This is a genomic window from Hoylesella enoeca JCM 12259 (assembly GCF_000613405.1).
Taxonomy (GTDB): Bacteria; Bacteroidota; Bacteroidia; order Bacteroidales; family Bacteroidaceae; genus Prevotella; species Prevotella enoeca.
Genome location: NZ_BAIX01000049.1, coordinates 1 through 14581, shown reverse-complemented (window position 1 = coordinate 14581; position 14581 = coordinate 1). Strand labels below are relative to the sequence as shown.

The window sequence follows — 14581 nt, the reverse complement described above, 5'->3', positions numbered from 1 at the left end:
TTGCGCGACATCCTCGATCGCTACCCCGACACCGCCGCACAAAACTACGCCAAGGAGACGGCCATGATTCAAAACCTGCTCACCGATCTGAACACGCCCGAGGCCAAGGTGAGCGTCGGCCGCACGAATCTGCAAGGCGCCGTGACCCGCCTCACAGCCGCCAACGCCGCCTTCGACAAATGCTTCCAGGCTCGTTTCAAAAAGACGATCCCCACCGGCACGTTCGACATCAAAGCCCTGCGCGCCGCCACCGACGCGGCTCTCAACGCCGTGCTGCGCCGCATCGATTCGCTCGACGACCTCGAACCCAGCGCGAAAATTACGGCCCTCATCAACGAGTACAATGCCGTGGTCGACAATCGTCACACGTTGTTAGCCAACCGCGCGGCCACGAACAAAGCGCGCGCCGACAAGCAAACCGAAGCGCTTCGCAAAGAGCTTACCCCGCTGATCCGCCAGTTTGAAGAAGCCAACGGCATCGCTCCCAATGTGCTCGTCTTTACCGGCAAGACGCAGGGTTCGGGCAAAAAGAAGCTCTATGAATTGGCTTACACCACCGACCTGAAGCGTACGATGTGGGTTGTGCGCGAGAAGGATGAGCTGAAAGAAGTGAAAGAGTGAAAAGGTGATCAATATTCATGAAGATGAGAGGGAATGCCAAACCAAATGAGAGGTGGCATTCCCTTTTTGTTTTATGGTTGGTGCGTTACCAAAATCACTTCTTATGTCGATTTCGGTTGCGATTACCAAATCACTTCTCCCATGCGGGGGCGGGCGTGGGACATATATGGGGGCGACTGTTGAGGGCAGGGAGATGGAAATGGCGTCTTCTTGCATGTATTTCGGCAAAAGTTTGTATATTTGCAGACTTTTAAGAATGGGCTATGCCCATAGAGTGCTTGACAAACCTCTTAAAAAACAAGACAATGAAACAAAAACAGAACAAAGTGAGTGTGCTGTTCATGCTTTTCAGCATACTCTTCTGCGTTTGCCTGATTGCGGCAAACGTGCTCGAAACAAAGCAGATCTCGTTATTGGGTATGAGTCTCACCGGCGGACTATTGGTTTTTCCCGTGTCTTACATCATCAATGATTGCGTGTGCGAGGTGTGGGGCTATGGCAAGGCGCGCCTGTTGATCTGGACAGGGTTTGCGATGAACTTCTTCTTTGTGTCGCTGGGGGCGATCTGCGATGCCATGCCCGGTGCACCTTATTGGACCAATGATGCAGGCTTCCACGCCGTGTTTGGTTTGGCTCCGCGCATTGCTGCGGCTTCGTTTGTGGCCTTTCTGACGGGTTCTTTCATCAATGCTTATGTGATGAGCAAGATGAAGATTTCGTCGAAGGGGCGCAATTTCTCGGCTCGTGCCATTCTGAGCACGGTGTTCGGCGAGGGAGCCGATTCGTTGATTTTCTTCCCCCTGGCCTTTTACGGTGTGATTCCTTTGAACGAGTTGCCGGCCATGATGTTGTGGCAGGTGATGCTCAAGACCGTTTATGAAATCATCGTTTTGCCGGTCACCATCCGTGTTGTGCGCAAGGTGAAGGCGCACGAGGGCGAGGATGTCTATGATGATGGCATGAACTATAATGTGTTTAAACTCTTGACGCTTTGAGGTAAGGCCGTAATCTGGCGCATCGTACTCGAAGTGAGGGATGCGCCAGAAAGATCATAGATAGAGATGTGCCGTCAGAATGACTGAACGAGGGCGTAGGTGAAACTCGGTGTAAGTTTCTTCCAGATCGCCAAGTGAATGGGTGGTGTAGGTATGGATATTGGTGAGGTTGTCGCCATTAAGGTTTAGCTCCACTTGCTTAGACCACTTGAATTGCAAGCCTGCACCAATAAATACATAATCTTTTTTCCCAGACGCCAAACTCTTGTTGTGAGTATGGCTAGCATGTAGGTTGAGAAAAAGGCGTGAAGGCACCAGACGCAGATTGAACTGGCCACGCTGACTAAATTCACCGTAAGTAAGGACATGGTTGGCAGAGACAGAACGGTTGCGTTGCCATGTTGCTTGATAGTTGATGCGACAACCACTAATGAGGTCAAAAGCCAATGTGCCGTGCAGAATATAATTTGTGGTACGGTATGTTGTGAGCACTGACTGGCGCAACATCTCGTTCTCACCGCGTGACCCTGTGACCGACAGTTCCATTTGAATGGTATGCCAATCGATGTCCTTGCGGCCATAGGCAGTCAGTGTGTATCGACTGCTGTGGTTGGGCATATAAGCGGCCTCGACGACGGAATGCGCCTTTGCATCAAGCGTCGTGCCATAAGCGACATTGCTCCACGAACGCTTCCATCCACCTTCAAGATGAGCAAAGATGCTATTGAAGATATCTTTGAACGACACTTTGAAATGGGCGTCTGCATGGTAGCTATCATTCAGCGTGGCACGATAGCGCGACAGGCTACGGTAGTTTTGCATCACGCTGGCTGTGAACAGCTTCCTCCATGTGGTTTCATCGGCAGAGTAGTTTGCATTGGCGTAGAACGTGAACTTACCGGTAGCTTTCCATGTCAACGACAACGAGGGTTGTAGGTATAGGCGCAAGCGGCTGGCATCGGTTTGCTCGTCTGGCATGTTGGCATTGTCAAGCCTGGTGTAGGTTAGGTCTATCGGAAAGCTAAGTGCGGATTGGAATGTGCCGTTGACATATTGCACAATCGGTCCAACCCTCATGTCGCCATGCAAGTGGCCCATGTCACCATGAGCAGCAGTCGGCGCATCGGGATGAGTTAGCCGTGAGTTCAGTGTCGTATAGGTGGCGTTCAGATGTGCCGATGCCGAGAGTGTCCAGTTGTGGGAACGAAGGTCGCGAAGCATTTCGAACCCATTGAGGGTAGAGATAGAGGTAAGGTCGATATCCTGACGAGCAGCCATACTACCACCAATGGCAAGTGCTTGCGGAGTGGACGACATGCTGTTAGTGCTTGTCCATTCAAAACCACCGCCTTTGGGCGTGCGAAGCACCAAGCGGGTGCGATTGGTTATTTCCAACGAGCGGTAGTGCAAGACCTGTGAAACGGAAGAAGTTCCGCCTGTTCCTCCCGGTAAGAAAGAATTGATTAAATTATTTGAAAGGATATTCCCCCGCCCTTTATTCCATTGGCCAAAGATTGAGAGTGTATTGTTGAGAAACCGATGTTCGGCATTCTTCTCGTAGATGAGTTGTAGGTGAGCGGAATTGGTATGGTTGCGATCGGCAATGTCTTCGGTGAGCAGACGCTCGGAGCCGTCCGGTAAAAGGTAGGTTGTTCGCGAGAAGGAATTGCCATGCAAGAGCGTGTGGCTGTAATTGAAGTTGTAGTTTAGCGTTGCGTGATCTGAGAACTTCACCAAATTGTTGAGGTTTAAGCCATGGCGGTAGCCGAACATACCGTTTCCCACAGGCGGCGAACCGTGCCCCACGATATCGACCATACGCGAACCACCCGCTGCGGGGATGCCGTAATGAACCGTACCCGCATCGTTGTCGCGCCCAACATTGTTGCCACCGTAACGCATCATGTGCTGTCTGGACTTACCGAGATACATCATTTGGAGTGTGGCGTCCCATAACGGTCCGTCGGCATAACCACCAGCTCCCAAATCGGCGGTCTTGGTCCATACGCCCTTAGCCTTATCTTTTAGTTTCAGGTTGATGGCTGCACGCTCGGTGGGCGTTTGGTCTTGCAGTGCGCGCACATGCTCATGGTTCTCCATCACCTGCACCGTAGCCACGTCTTCGGCCTTGACGCCTTGTGTGGCCAAGTTGTAACGCCCTTGCAGCATGTCGAGGTTTTCGATATAGAAATGATTGATGGGCGTACCCTGATACCTTATTACTCCGTTATCCTCAATCGTGATACCGGGCAACTGGCGCAACACATCGCCTATGGTGCGATCTCGATCGCGAGTGTAGGCCGACACAAGGTAGTTCAGCGTGTCCCGGTTTCCCCACAATTTACGCGACTTTACCACTACCTCGCGTAGCACCATGTTTTCCTCTTCTACACTGAAATCGAGCGTTTGCGAACAGGCTTTGATGTGCGCAAGCTGCCGTTTGACGTTAAAACCGGTAACCTTTATCAATAATTCGCTGAGTGCGGTGACGGCATGCAGCGAATAGCGACCTTGCTTGTCGGTCATGGTGTAGGCCACCATGCTCGAGTCGGAAGGCTGAAGCAAGACCACCATGCAACCGTCTACGAATGTTCGGCCGCAACGCACTCGTCCGCTTATACTCATATCGGTCTGGGCATAGGCAGACGACAAACTTAGTGTCAGGCAGACGATGAGCAATAAGGATCTGCCATAGGGCATCAATAATCTAAGGGTTGGAACTTCGCCGGCTTCATATCTATCGGCACGCTACCCAATATCACCGTTCCGTCCATGACTGTCATGCTTTGTATCTCGGTGGGCTTGATATAATAGGTCGGATTAGAGGCATAGTTCGGATTTCCGAAGATGCGATTGCGCAACTTCACAAACTGAGCCCGCGAGCATTTCTCGGCGTCCTCCGGCACACTGTATGTTATAGCCTCCTTGACTTGTTCCACCTTGCTGCACTCGAAACGATGAATGCCATCCTCCGATATGGCCCGTAGAATCAGTCCTGGCAATCCATTCAGTCGCCATGGTCCAAACCGGGTAGGCAGACTCTCGGCAAACCATGCCGTCCATGCTCTGCCGCCATAGTTGCCTTGGGCTTTCTGACAAGACAGCCCACAAATGGTATCGTGCTCGGCCAATAGCTTCCATTTCGTTTCTACCATCTTTTCAGTGGTAAGATACCGGTAAGGCGGAATGATCTCTACTGATGTCGTTTTTCCCTGTGGATAGTTCTGCCATGTGGTTGGCACGTAGAGCAGTTGCTCGCTCTTGTCGTTTTCTCCACCGTGGTGTTTCCGCCCCATCGTGCACGCCATGTCTTTGGCCACTTGCAAGGTTAGCCATAGCTCACAGTTATGTTCTCACCCTGTGCGTTTGAAGTGCGGCACGTGTAATCATAGTCGCAACCAACAGCGTTGATGCGACGCTGTCTTTGGTCTGCCCATAAACAATAAAAGAAGCTATACACGAGATAGCCAAACATGTGATTTTCTTTACCATATAGATACATGATTGAGTTACGAACATCACGAGAGGAGCAGACGAGCCTGATGTGTGTGCAGGCGAAGACTTCAAGTAAAGTTACCACGCCGGAGGCGATGTGTTTATCTTTGTTCTTGCTATCGTCTCTCAATTCCCCAATTGTCAATTCTAAATGATCAACTTGCAATTGTCTATTCTCTCTTGTTCAAACCCTCAACCCCCTAATTTAGGGGGCTAAGGGGAACTAAGGAGACTAAAAATTTTCAATTGACGTGACAAAGATAGAGAATAATTTTAAATTCGGCAAGCATTTATGAGGAAAATATTATTCGATATGGGGGAACATGAATCATACAGATAAAAACAACAAGTAAAAGAGAGGAATCTGTTGCAGATAAATGATATTTACAGCGGAAAACGTTTAATGGAAAGAATATTAAGCGCTATACTGCCAAATGAGAAGTATGGGAGTAGACGGGCACTACTCGTATGGCTGTGCCCGACAGGTATAGGAGTTGTTGAGAGGAGGCCTATTGTGTGGGATGAATCATGATGAATCCCCGCAAACCATTGGTTGGGTTTGCGGGGATTCTCGTTTCTGATGCCGAGTGGATCAGATGAATGCAACTGTCAGACCGGCCATAACGATGCTGACCATCGACATGAGTTTGATCAGGATGTTGAGGCTGGGTCCACTCGTGTCTTTGAACGGGTCGCCGACCGTATCTCCGACGATGGTCGCCTTGTGGCATTCACTGCCCTTGCCTCCGAAGTGGCCTTCTTCCACCATCTTCTTCGCGTTGTCCCAGGCTCCTCCGGCGTTGGCCATAAAGATAGCCAGAGTGAAGCCGGCAGCAAGTCCGCCGACAAGCAATCCCAAGACGCCGGCCACGCCTAAGACGATACCGACCACGATGGGAATGATGATGGCCAGGAACGAGGGGAAGATCATTTCACGTTGGGCGCTGCGGGTGGAGATTTCCACGCATCGACTGTAATCGGGCGTGGCCTTCCCGTCAAGGATTCCTTTGATTTCACGGAACTGGCGTCGCACTTCTTCGACCATAGACGCTGCGGCGCGGCCTACGGCTCCCATGGTCAGTCCGCAGAACAAGAATGCGGCCATGGCGCCGATGAAGACACCGATCAAGACTCGCGGGTTGATCAAATTAACCTGGAAGAACTCCATAAAGTCGGGCATGGAGCAGTCTCGGGTTGGAAAACACGCCCCATGGCATCGACAAACTGATGTCCCGAGGCCGTGGCACGTGCCATGGCTATTTTGATTTCCTCGATATAGGAAGCCAGCAAAGCCAATGCCGTTAATGCAGCCGAGCCGATGGCAAAGCCTTTTCCTGTTGCGGCTGTGGTGTTGCCGAGTGCATCGAGCGCATCGGTCCGCTTTCTGACTTCTGGGCCTAGTTCGCTCATCTCGGCATTTCCTCCGGCATTGTCGGCAATTGGTCCGTAAGCGTCTGTTGCCAGTGTGATACCCAGAGTTGAGAGCATACCTACGGCTGCGATTCCGATGCCGTAAAGCCCCATGCTGATGGATCGGGCACTCATCGACAAATCAAACCGATTGGCACAGAGATAACTGAGCATGATTGCTACGGAGATCGTAAGCACTGGGATGCAGGTGCTGATCATGCTGGTGCCGATGCCTTGATGATCACCGTGGCAGAGCCAGTCTGCGAGGCTTCGGCAATCTTCTGTGTGGGGTTGTAGCTTTGCGAGGTATAGAATTCTGTCGCCTGGCCAATGATGACACCCGCGATCAAACCGCTGATGACCGAGAAAGACATGCCGAGCCAATTCTCGATTCCCAGGAGGTATAATATAATAAAGGTGGCAATGGCGATGAGACAAGCACTCACGTTGGTACCCACGCCCAGCGAGTGGAGCAGGTCTTTCATGGTGGCACCCTCTTTGGTGCGAACGAGGAAGATGCCGATCAGTGAGAGGAAGATTCCGACGGCCGCAATGATCATCGGGGCAATGACAGCACGTAGCTGCATGTCGCCGTTGAGCGCAAAAGCTGTAGCCCCCAGCGCAGCCGTGGAGAGAATGCTTCCGCAATAACTTTCATATAAGTCGGCTCCCATTCCTGCCACGTCGCCGACATTGTCGCCCACGTTGTCTGCAATGGTGGCTGGATTGCGCGGATCATCTTCGGGTATATTCGCTTCCACTTTGCCCACAAGATCAGCACCCACGTCGCTGCTTTGGTGTAGATTCCACCGCCGACACGCGCAAACAAAGCCTGCGTAGAGGCTCCCATACCGAAAGTGAGCATCGTCGTGGTAATGGTGATTAGGGCGGCATTCTCGCCGTGGTAGACCAAATTGAGAATAATAAACCAGCCGGCGATGTCGAGCAAACCTAACCCCACGACGACCAATCCCATCACGGCACCGCTTCGGAAAGCGATCCTCAGCCCCTTATCCAGGCTTTCGCGTGCTGCATGGGCTGTTCGCCCGGAAGCATAAGTTGCCGTTTTCATTCCGAAGAATCCTGCAAGTCCACTGAAGAAACCGCCTGTGAGGAAAGCTACTGGCACCCATGGATTCTGCACCTTTAATACATAGGCCATCAATGCGAATATCACGGCTAGTACGATGAATACGATCAACACCACCCGATATTGCTGTTTCAGATAAGCCATGGCGCCCTTGCGCACATGGTCGGCGATCTCTCGCATTCGCGGACTACCTTCGTCCGTCTGCATCATCTGACTGAAGAAATAGTATGCCGTACACAGGGCTACTATCGAGCTATCGGGACAAGCCAAAAAACAAAAGGAATGCCTGTCATCATTTTAGTTTTTAAGTTATTGAGTTATGAAATCTTTGTATTCTCATCGGGAAACAGTCTGCTGCTCTCGATTGTTTGCTACTTTCTTTTGTGCGACTTCCTCCTTATTGTTTCATCAAAATCGGAAGCTCACTTGCACATCTAAGATGCTGTAATTGCTCTTGACAAGACTGCGATCATTGACAAGCGCATATTCGCCGCTGATCATGAAGTTCTTTCCGAACTCATAGTCCATTCCCACTTCATAGAAAGTCTTGGCTTTGGCCCAATCACCAGTGGGGCGGTATAAGTCATAACGTGCCTTGACGTGCCATTGCTTCTTGATAATCGGCACGATGGCCAAAGCATAATAGCCGTCGGCCTTGTCGCCATCGGCAGAGAGTGTGCAATCCTTAGCCTCGGCACCGTCGGTCTTGGTGAGTGCTTTTTGAAATGCACTACCCGTGCTGTGGATATATTCTGTTCGGAACGTGTAGTCCGACACCGTCTTATAGTCAGCACTCACAGCAAAACGATGCTGGCTCAGACTGCGTACACCGCTTCGCGCAGCCCCCGTCTGTTCATCCGTCCAAGTTCCTTTGCGGGCATAGGAATCTTCCATTCCGAAGACACCGATGCGCATGCCCTTGACCGGCATCACCCAAACACCGCCGGCCACGGTCTTGCGCTGATCCACGTCTTTTACATTGATGCCTTGACCATTGAACACGCCGACTTGATAATGCAGCAGATTTCTTCCACCGGAGTTCTTTAAGAAGTCGCCCTGCAGTTGTACACCGATGTCGCGCCCGTTAGAAGGGTGTTTGCCCGAACGGTCAGAGAATCCTGCCAGCTTCGTTACGTTCTGGCTGTAACTCATAAACCCTTGATCCAGCGGGTGCATGGGATTTTCAAAGGTGAAGGGTAGTTTAAACTGGCCGATCTTTACGCGGAAAGCTCCGTATTTCTGCCATTCGGCGAACAGATCGACAAGTCGCGGCGAACTTCCCAGCGTAGACGTGTTGCCATTGAATTGAATTTGTGCTTTCCAATAGAAATCATTCAAGATCCGTCCTTCAAGCGACACGCGCCCCAAACGCAGGTTAAAGGAATTGGATTTTGCTCCGTCGGTACCCACATATTGGTATTGCACGATGCCATACCCCGATAGTTTCACATGGTTTACCCATGTTGTTTTCGTTTCTTGCGCACGCATTTGGAGCGTTAACAAGGTTAATAGTGCTAAGACTGTTCTTTTTTTCATACTGATGTCGTATTAATTAGGTTTTCGCTTGCAAACTTACGAAAAAATGTCGAAACGTGCATAGGAATCAAGGAGATTCATGTAATTCAATCACTTATAACCATAAAAAGTGGAGATAATTTGCGATTTCTTTCCACGATATTTGGTGAAACAAGATAATATGGCTACCTTTGTCGCCGTCAATGGGTAATTAATGGCAATTGATAAATTAGAGATGGTAAAAAGGGTAAATATAAACAGCGGCAATAACATGATTCAAAGAGACTTTATTTCTCTTACATCTTTTAACGCTTTATATTTGCATATCTCAGAAAAAGTCTTAACACACACACACACACACACACACAACATCTACTAGCGACTTCTGTATCTTCGCCTACGCGCGCGCGTATGGCTTGCCACCAGATAGAGGAGAAACTTGATCAAACAAAGGACTCACGAGAGTTCCTTTGTTCAACTTTTTATATCCCTTGGCCAGAAACTCCAATTCTAAATAACATATATTTATTCACTTAAATTACATGACAATGAGAAAAAATCAAGTAACAAACAGTGCTTATGAAAAGCCGCAAATCAGTGTTCTATACGCTGTAACAGAGAGTTTAATTCTGGCTGGTAGTCCGGGATCAGGTGGACATGGTGGCGGAGGCAGTGGCGGCACAGTACCTCATGGTGCCAAAGCAGGTGTTCTCGATTCCGGTGACGAAGAAGAAAGCAGCTTGTGGGACGATTAAAAGCGATGACGATGACAACGACGAAGATTCTACAATGCTTTGCCGCTGCCGCTCTGCTGACATTCGCGGCAAGTTGCTCAAGCGATGACATCACCCCGGAGACCGAAAAGGCAGAAGCCGCAAGCAAAGGGTATGCCGGGCAAGGTGCTTTTATCTCGATAGCTCATAACGGCGAGGCAGCTACACGCACATCGATGGACTGGGACAAAGGCAAATTCTTTTGGGAGGCAGATGACTATATCTACGTGAGAGATGACCACAATGCTTTCAGAAAGATCAGCAACACCAATCCCGGACCTCGGAAACCCAACTTTGACTTTGATTTGCCCAGCAGCGACTTTACCAAGAGCGCATATCTGGTTTACTATCCCGGTGAGAAAGGACATAACGACCAGGTAACCATCGCTGCCGAGCAAACACAGACGGCTCCCAATAACACCGACCATTTCGGTGTGTCGGGCGACTGCGGTATGGGCGTGGCTAAGAAGCGAAATGGCTTATTCAAGTTTGATCTCAACCATAAAGCCTCTTATCTCCGCTTCCTGCCTTACACCAGCCATCAGCTGGTCAGCACCTATATCACGAAGATAGAGGTGGTTTCAGACAACAACATCGCCGGGGCCTATACACTCGACCCCGTAGCTTATAGCTCGTTGGTGCAGGAAGCCAGAAAACCATCACGCTCCACATCAATAAGGCAGCCGGCTATAGCCATGGGTTCCCGTTGAAGAACAATGCACCAGACAGCAAGCTGAACAGTGCCTTTATGGTTATCGCACCCGGAAAGCACAAGCTCTCCGTCAAGTATTATGTCAAAGATATTCAGACCGGCGTAGATGGTGTTATCACCGACGAATACGGTACGTTTGACTATCGGGAAAATACTTATTATGACGTCAAGTCACGCTTAGACGTAGAGCCTTACGATGCTAAGGCGTATATGTGGGACGCAGTGAACCACTATTGGCAGGGCTTTGAAGATGTGCAGCCCGCACTCAATGGCGATCTGCCTAATCCCAACTACCCTCAAAATGCAAGCGACAGTCACAACCGCTGGTTCAACACGACGCTGATGAACGGCCTCGGAACACGACAGGCTACGCACGTGGCAAAAGATTGCCCCAACGTCAACGAAATACTTTGGTATATTCATAAAGGTGATCCGCATTGGGATGATGTCAAGCTCTGGACCGCACTCAAACATCTGTATAAAGGTGGACTGTGGCTCAAAAAAGCGTATGCCATCGCATCTGATAACGGTGGGATAAGTCCCAGCGCACTGAAAGAATCTTTTAACGGTAAAGACTATCGTCAAGGCACGAAAGCCATGCAGAAGGAATTCCCATTTAGGGTGAAAGGTATCCCGCAGACACCCCCTGCCAATACAACCAATTACTTCTATCTGCCGCAATAGACAATTATCTCTTCGGAGAGATCAGGCAGGGAACAGGAAGAGGCATGGGACTCGAAGGACAGTATTGGACTTCCACTTGCTATGCGCTGCCCAAGACGGCCGATGGCCAAATGTATTACGGCGCATTCAATTTCACGTTCAAACGGACACATGTGGGAGTGCACCGAAGCATGCGCGAGTCAGGAATGCAATGCATGAAATTCCGTTGATCCAACGCTGAATCCTTCCGTATCTTGTGAGTTCGATATAAGGTTTATCCCAAGCCTTATATCGAACTCTTTTGATTGAAGCGAAACATCCAAGTGGAGTAGGTGGCAATTCGTTGCGCTTTATATTTCCATTATTTATCTGCTGCTTTCGGCAGGATTGGCAGCATAAAAGTGTAATTTTGTGCGCAAATAGAGAAATGAATGATGCGTAAATCGTTGTTGATCACGCTGCCTGCACTCATTGTCGTTCTTTTCGTCCTCAACCTCATGGCGGGGGCTGTTCGGATTCCGTTGGCAAATGTTGGGGCTATCCTTGTGGGCGAAGATGGGGTGAGAGCGAGTTGGCGCTATATTGTATTGGAGTCGAGGCTGCCGCAGGGTGTCACGGCTATGCTGTGCGGAGCAGCATTGGCTGTGAGCGGATTGATGTTGCAGACGGCGTTTCGCAATCCGTTGGCCGGTCCTTCGGTGTTTGGTATTACGAGCGGCGCAGCGCTCGGCGTGGCGGTAGTCATGTTGCTGCTGGGCGGAAGCGTAAGCATTGGAATGCTGGATCTGTCGGGGTTCTTGGCTGTTTGGGTTTCTGCCTTTGCCGGCGCGATGGCGGTGACGGGCATTATCTTTCTGTTTTCCTCGCTTGTGCGCAACGGCGTGATGTTGTTGATCGTCGGTTTGATGATCGGTTATTTGAGTGCTTCGGCGATGTCGCTACTCAATTTCTTTGCCACCGAAGAGGGAGTTAAGTCGTATATCATGTGGGGGATGGGCGACTTCGGCAGTGTTTCGATGGGTCAGTTGCCCGTTTTTGTTGCTGTTATTATGGCTGGACTTTTAGCTTCGTTGGCGATGATCAAGCCGTTGAATGCGTTGCTGTTGGGCGAGGAATATGCAGAGAATTTGGGCGTGAATACGATTCGCGTGCGTAATCAGCTGTTGGTCATTACGGGCGTGCTGACTGCTACGACCACAGCTTTTTGCGGTCCGGTTGCTTTTATTGGTCTGGCCGTCCCGCATGTCACGCGTCTTGTCTTAGCCACCGAGAATCATCGCTTGCTGTTGCCTGCGACTGTGGTCGTGGGTGCAGCCACGGCATTGCTGTGCAATCTCATTTGCAGTTTGCCTGCCGACGGTGCGATTCCGCTCAATGCTGTGACGCCTCTGATCGGCGCGCCCATTATTATCTATGTGATCGTGAAAGGGCGATTCCAATAAACTATAATTTTCTTTGGTCATCAAGGAGAATTAGATTAAATTTGCACGTCGAAAGCCTATAAACAATAATGCGTATGAATGACGAAACAAAGAATGCTCAACGGATCAATCCCACGGATCAAGTGCTGTTGATTTATACCGGTGGAACGATCGGCATGGGGCAGAATCCGATAACCGGCGCGCTCGAACCGCTGGATTTCAATCATCTGTTGTCTTGTATTCCCGAGCTTGGGCAGGTGAAGACAAAGGTGGATGTCTACCAATTCACACCGCCGATCGATTCGAGTGACATGTCGCCTCGACTGTGGGCGCAGCTTGTCAATATCATATCCGAACGCTATGAGCAATACGACGGCTTCGTTATTCTGCACGGGACCGACACGATGGCTTATACGGCTTCGGCTTTATCGTTTATGTTGGAGAATCTCACCAAGCCCGTGATTCTTACGGGAAGCCAGTTGCCCATCGGACAGCTCCGCACGGATGGAAAGGAGAACCTCGTTACCAGCATTGAGTTTGCTTCGCTCCGTCATCCTGACGGAAGGGCGGTGGTGCCCGAAGTGTGCATCTATTTCAGCGGTAAGCTGTTGCGGGGAAATCGGTCGACGAAGCAAAGTTCTGATGGTTTTAATGCCTTTGATTCGTTTAATTATCCTCATCTGTGCGATGCCGGTATCAACTTCAACTTTCACTACCATAATATTCATACGCCCGATTTCGGCCGTGCGATGGTTCCTCACACAGCGATGGATCCTAATGTGATGGTGTTTTCGCTCTTCCCGGGTATGCAAGACAACATCGTCCGCCATGTGCTTGAAGTGCCGCAGTTGCGGAGCATCGTGATGCGGAGTTACGGCAGCGGCAATGCCCCACAGTTTCCGTGGATCATCAAGCTGCTCAGAGAGGCCAGCGAGCGCGGCGTGATCATCGTCAATATCAGTCAATGCGTGTCGGGATATGTCGAAATGGGGCGCTATGACACGAGTTATCAGCTCAAGGATATGGGCATCGTGAGCGGTCGCGATTGCACGGTCGAGGCGGCAGTAACCAAGCTGATGTATCTCCAAGGCCGCTATACGGATAGCCGTAGGATCCGGACATGCATGGAAGACTCTATCGCCGGCGAGATGACCGTTTGAAATATATCCAAAGAATATTTGTCGGCTCCGTAAAAAAGCCGTATCTTTGCGCCGCATTTAGACAAAAATAGGAAACATTTAACACAGAAACATTATGAAAGAATTAAAAGGAACGAAGACAGAGAAGAATCTTCAAGAAGCATTTGCAGGCGAAAGCCAGGCACGCAACAAGTACACTTATTTTGCGTCGAAAGCTAAGAAAGACGGTTACGAGCAGATTGCCGCTATTTTCTTGGAGACAGCTGAGAATGAGAAGGAGCATGCCAAGTTGTGGTTTAAGTATCTTGAAGGGGGTGACATCAAATCTACTCCGGAGAACTTGAAGGAGGCAGCAGCTGGCGAGGCGTATGAATGGACCGACATGTATGAGCGGATGGCTAAGGAGGCCGAAGAAGAGGGATTCGATGAAATCGCTCGCAAATTCCGCGGCGTGCTGGCTATCGAAAAAGCGCATGAGGAGCGTTATCGCAAGTTGTTGAAAAATATCGAAGACGAAGTGGTATTCTCGCGCGATGGCGATTGTGTTTGGCAATGCCGAAACTGTGGCCACATCGTTATTGGCAAGAAAGCTCCCGAAGTGTGTCCGGTATGCAAACATCCGCAGGCATTCTTTGAATTGCGTGCCACGAACTATTGATCTTCGGTCGGTTTTAGAACGTTTATACGGGACAGAGATGAAATTCCTCTGTCCTGTTTTCATTTCTGCCTTTCCCAAACAAGGGGAAC

13 protein-coding genes and 1 pseudogene are annotated in these 14581 nt (G+C 50.1%); 9 read left to right on the top strand and 5 right to left on the bottom strand.

Features of this window, described 5'->3' with window-relative positions:
* Positions 1 to 621, top strand: a 621-nt coding sequence (locus tag JCM12259_RS16800) for a DUF6261 family protein (protein ID WP_025066495.1), incomplete at its 5' end; no start/stop codon positions are given.
* A gap of 305 nt (positions 622 to 926) precedes the next feature.
* Positions 927 to 1616 carry a queuosine precursor transporter gene (locus tag JCM12259_RS10990; protein ID WP_025066494.1) on the top strand — a complete coding sequence of 230 codons (690 nt, stop codon included), beginning with the start codon at positions 927 to 929 and terminating at the stop codon, positions 1614 to 1616.
* A gap of 54 nt (positions 1617 to 1670) precedes the next feature.
* Here JCM12259_RS10990 and JCM12259_RS10985 read toward each other — a convergent pair whose 3' ends face one another.
* From JCM12259_RS10985 to JCM12259_RS10955, 5 genes and pseudogenes are all read right to left on the bottom strand, one after another.
* Positions 1671 to 4316 carry a TonB-dependent receptor gene (locus tag JCM12259_RS10985; protein ID WP_051559347.1) on the bottom strand — a complete coding sequence of 882 codons (2646 nt, stop codon included), beginning with the start codon at positions 4314 to 4316 and terminating at the stop codon, positions 1671 to 1673.
* On the bottom strand, positions 4316 to 4912 hold the full coding sequence (locus JCM12259_RS15915; RefSeq protein ID WP_051559345.1) for a GLPGLI family protein: 597 nt from the start codon (positions 4910 to 4912) through the stop codon (positions 4316 to 4318). The genes JCM12259_RS10985 and JCM12259_RS15915 overlap by 1 nt, the downstream gene beginning before the upstream one ends.
* A gap of 32 nt (positions 4913 to 4944) precedes the next feature.
* Positions 4945 to 5241, bottom strand: a complete 297-nt coding sequence (locus JCM12259_RS17425; RefSeq protein WP_234396603.1) for a hypothetical protein — start codon at positions 5239 to 5241, stop codon at positions 4945 to 4947.
* 462 nt (positions 5242 to 5703) lie between these two features.
* Positions 5704 to 7904: pseudogene (locus tag JCM12259_RS15210) on the bottom strand (sodium-translocating pyrophosphatase).
* Between the two features lie 115 nt (positions 7905 to 8019).
* Positions 8020 to 9147 (bottom strand): porin, encoded by a 1128-nt coding sequence (locus tag JCM12259_RS10955; RefSeq protein WP_025066488.1) that lies wholly within the window; start codon positions 9145 to 9147, stop codon positions 8020 to 8022.
* 527 nt (positions 9148 to 9674) lie between these two features.
* Between JCM12259_RS10955 and JCM12259_RS10950 the strand changes: the two genes are divergently transcribed.
* The 7 genes from JCM12259_RS10950 to rbr all read left to right on the top strand — a co-directional run bounded on the left by JCM12259_RS10950 (position 9675) and on the right by rbr (position 14492).
* A complete protein-coding gene (locus JCM12259_RS10950) occupies positions 9675 to 9881 on the top strand; it encodes a hypothetical protein (protein ID WP_025066487.1) in 207 nt (68 codons plus the stop codon).
* Positions 9869 to 10609: a hypothetical protein gene (locus JCM12259_RS17420; RefSeq protein WP_234396602.1), complete on the top strand. Its 741-nt coding sequence runs from the start codon at positions 9869 to 9871 to the stop codon at positions 10607 to 10609. Before JCM12259_RS10950 ends, JCM12259_RS17420 begins: the two co-directional genes overlap by 13 nt.
* Positions 10606 to 11295, top strand: coding sequence for a hypothetical protein (locus tag JCM12259_RS17415; protein WP_234396601.1), 690 nt, complete (start codon positions 10606 to 10608; stop codon positions 11293 to 11295). The genes JCM12259_RS17420 and JCM12259_RS17415 overlap by 4 nt, the downstream gene beginning before the upstream one ends.
* A gap of 44 nt (positions 11296 to 11339) precedes the next feature.
* On the top strand, positions 11340 to 11504 hold the full coding sequence (locus JCM12259_RS17410; RefSeq protein ID WP_234396600.1) for a hypothetical protein: 165 nt from the start codon (positions 11340 to 11342) through the stop codon (positions 11502 to 11504).
* A 204-nt stretch (positions 11505 to 11708) separates the two neighbouring features.
* On the top strand, positions 11709 to 12716 hold the full coding sequence (locus JCM12259_RS10935; protein WP_025066486.1) for an iron chelate uptake ABC transporter family permease subunit: 1008 nt from the start codon (positions 11709 to 11711) through the stop codon (positions 12714 to 12716).
* Positions 12717 to 12790: 74 nt separating this feature from the next.
* Positions 12791 to 13855: an asparaginase gene (locus JCM12259_RS10930; protein WP_051559351.1), complete on the top strand. Its 1065-nt coding sequence runs from the start codon at positions 12791 to 12793 to the stop codon at positions 13853 to 13855.
* A gap of 94 nt (positions 13856 to 13949) precedes the next feature.
* Positions 13950 to 14492 (top strand): rubrerythrin, encoded by a 543-nt coding sequence (rbr, locus tag JCM12259_RS10925; RefSeq protein WP_025066484.1) that lies wholly within the window; start codon positions 13950 to 13952, stop codon positions 14490 to 14492.
* Positions 14493 to 14581 lie beyond the last annotated feature (89 nt).

Bases quoted from the DNA above. Each gene is read 5' to 3' on its own strand.
- JCM12259_RS10990 (WP_025066494.1), top strand. From the start codon at position 927: ATGAAACAAAAACAGAACAAAGTGAGTGTGCTGTTCATGCTTTTCAGC.
- JCM12259_RS10985 (WP_051559347.1), bottom strand. From the start codon at position 4,316: ATGCCCTATGGCAGATCCTTATTGCTCATCGTCTGCCTGACACTAAGT.
- JCM12259_RS15915 (WP_051559345.1), bottom strand. From the start codon at position 4,912: ATGGGGCGGAAACACCACGGTGGAGAAAACGACAAGAGCGAGCAACTG.
- JCM12259_RS10955 (WP_025066488.1), bottom strand. From the start codon at position 9,147: ATGAAAAAAAGAACAGTCTTAGCACTATTAACCTTGTTAACGCTCCAA.
- JCM12259_RS10950 (WP_025066487.1), top strand. From the start codon at position 9,675: ATGAGAAAAAATCAAGTAACAAACAGTGCTTATGAAAAGCCGCAAATC.
- JCM12259_RS17410 (WP_234396600.1), top strand. From the start codon at position 11,340: ATGGGACTCGAAGGACAGTATTGGACTTCCACTTGCTATGCGCTGCCC.
- JCM12259_RS10935 (WP_025066486.1), top strand. From the start codon at position 11,709: ATGCGTAAATCGTTGTTGATCACGCTGCCTGCACTCATTGTCGTTCTT.
- JCM12259_RS10930 (WP_051559351.1), top strand. From the start codon at position 12,791: ATGAATGACGAAACAAAGAATGCTCAACGGATCAATCCCACGGATCAA.
- rbr (WP_025066484.1), top strand. From the start codon at position 13,950: ATGAAAGAATTAAAAGGAACGAAGACAGAGAAGAATCTTCAAGAAGCA.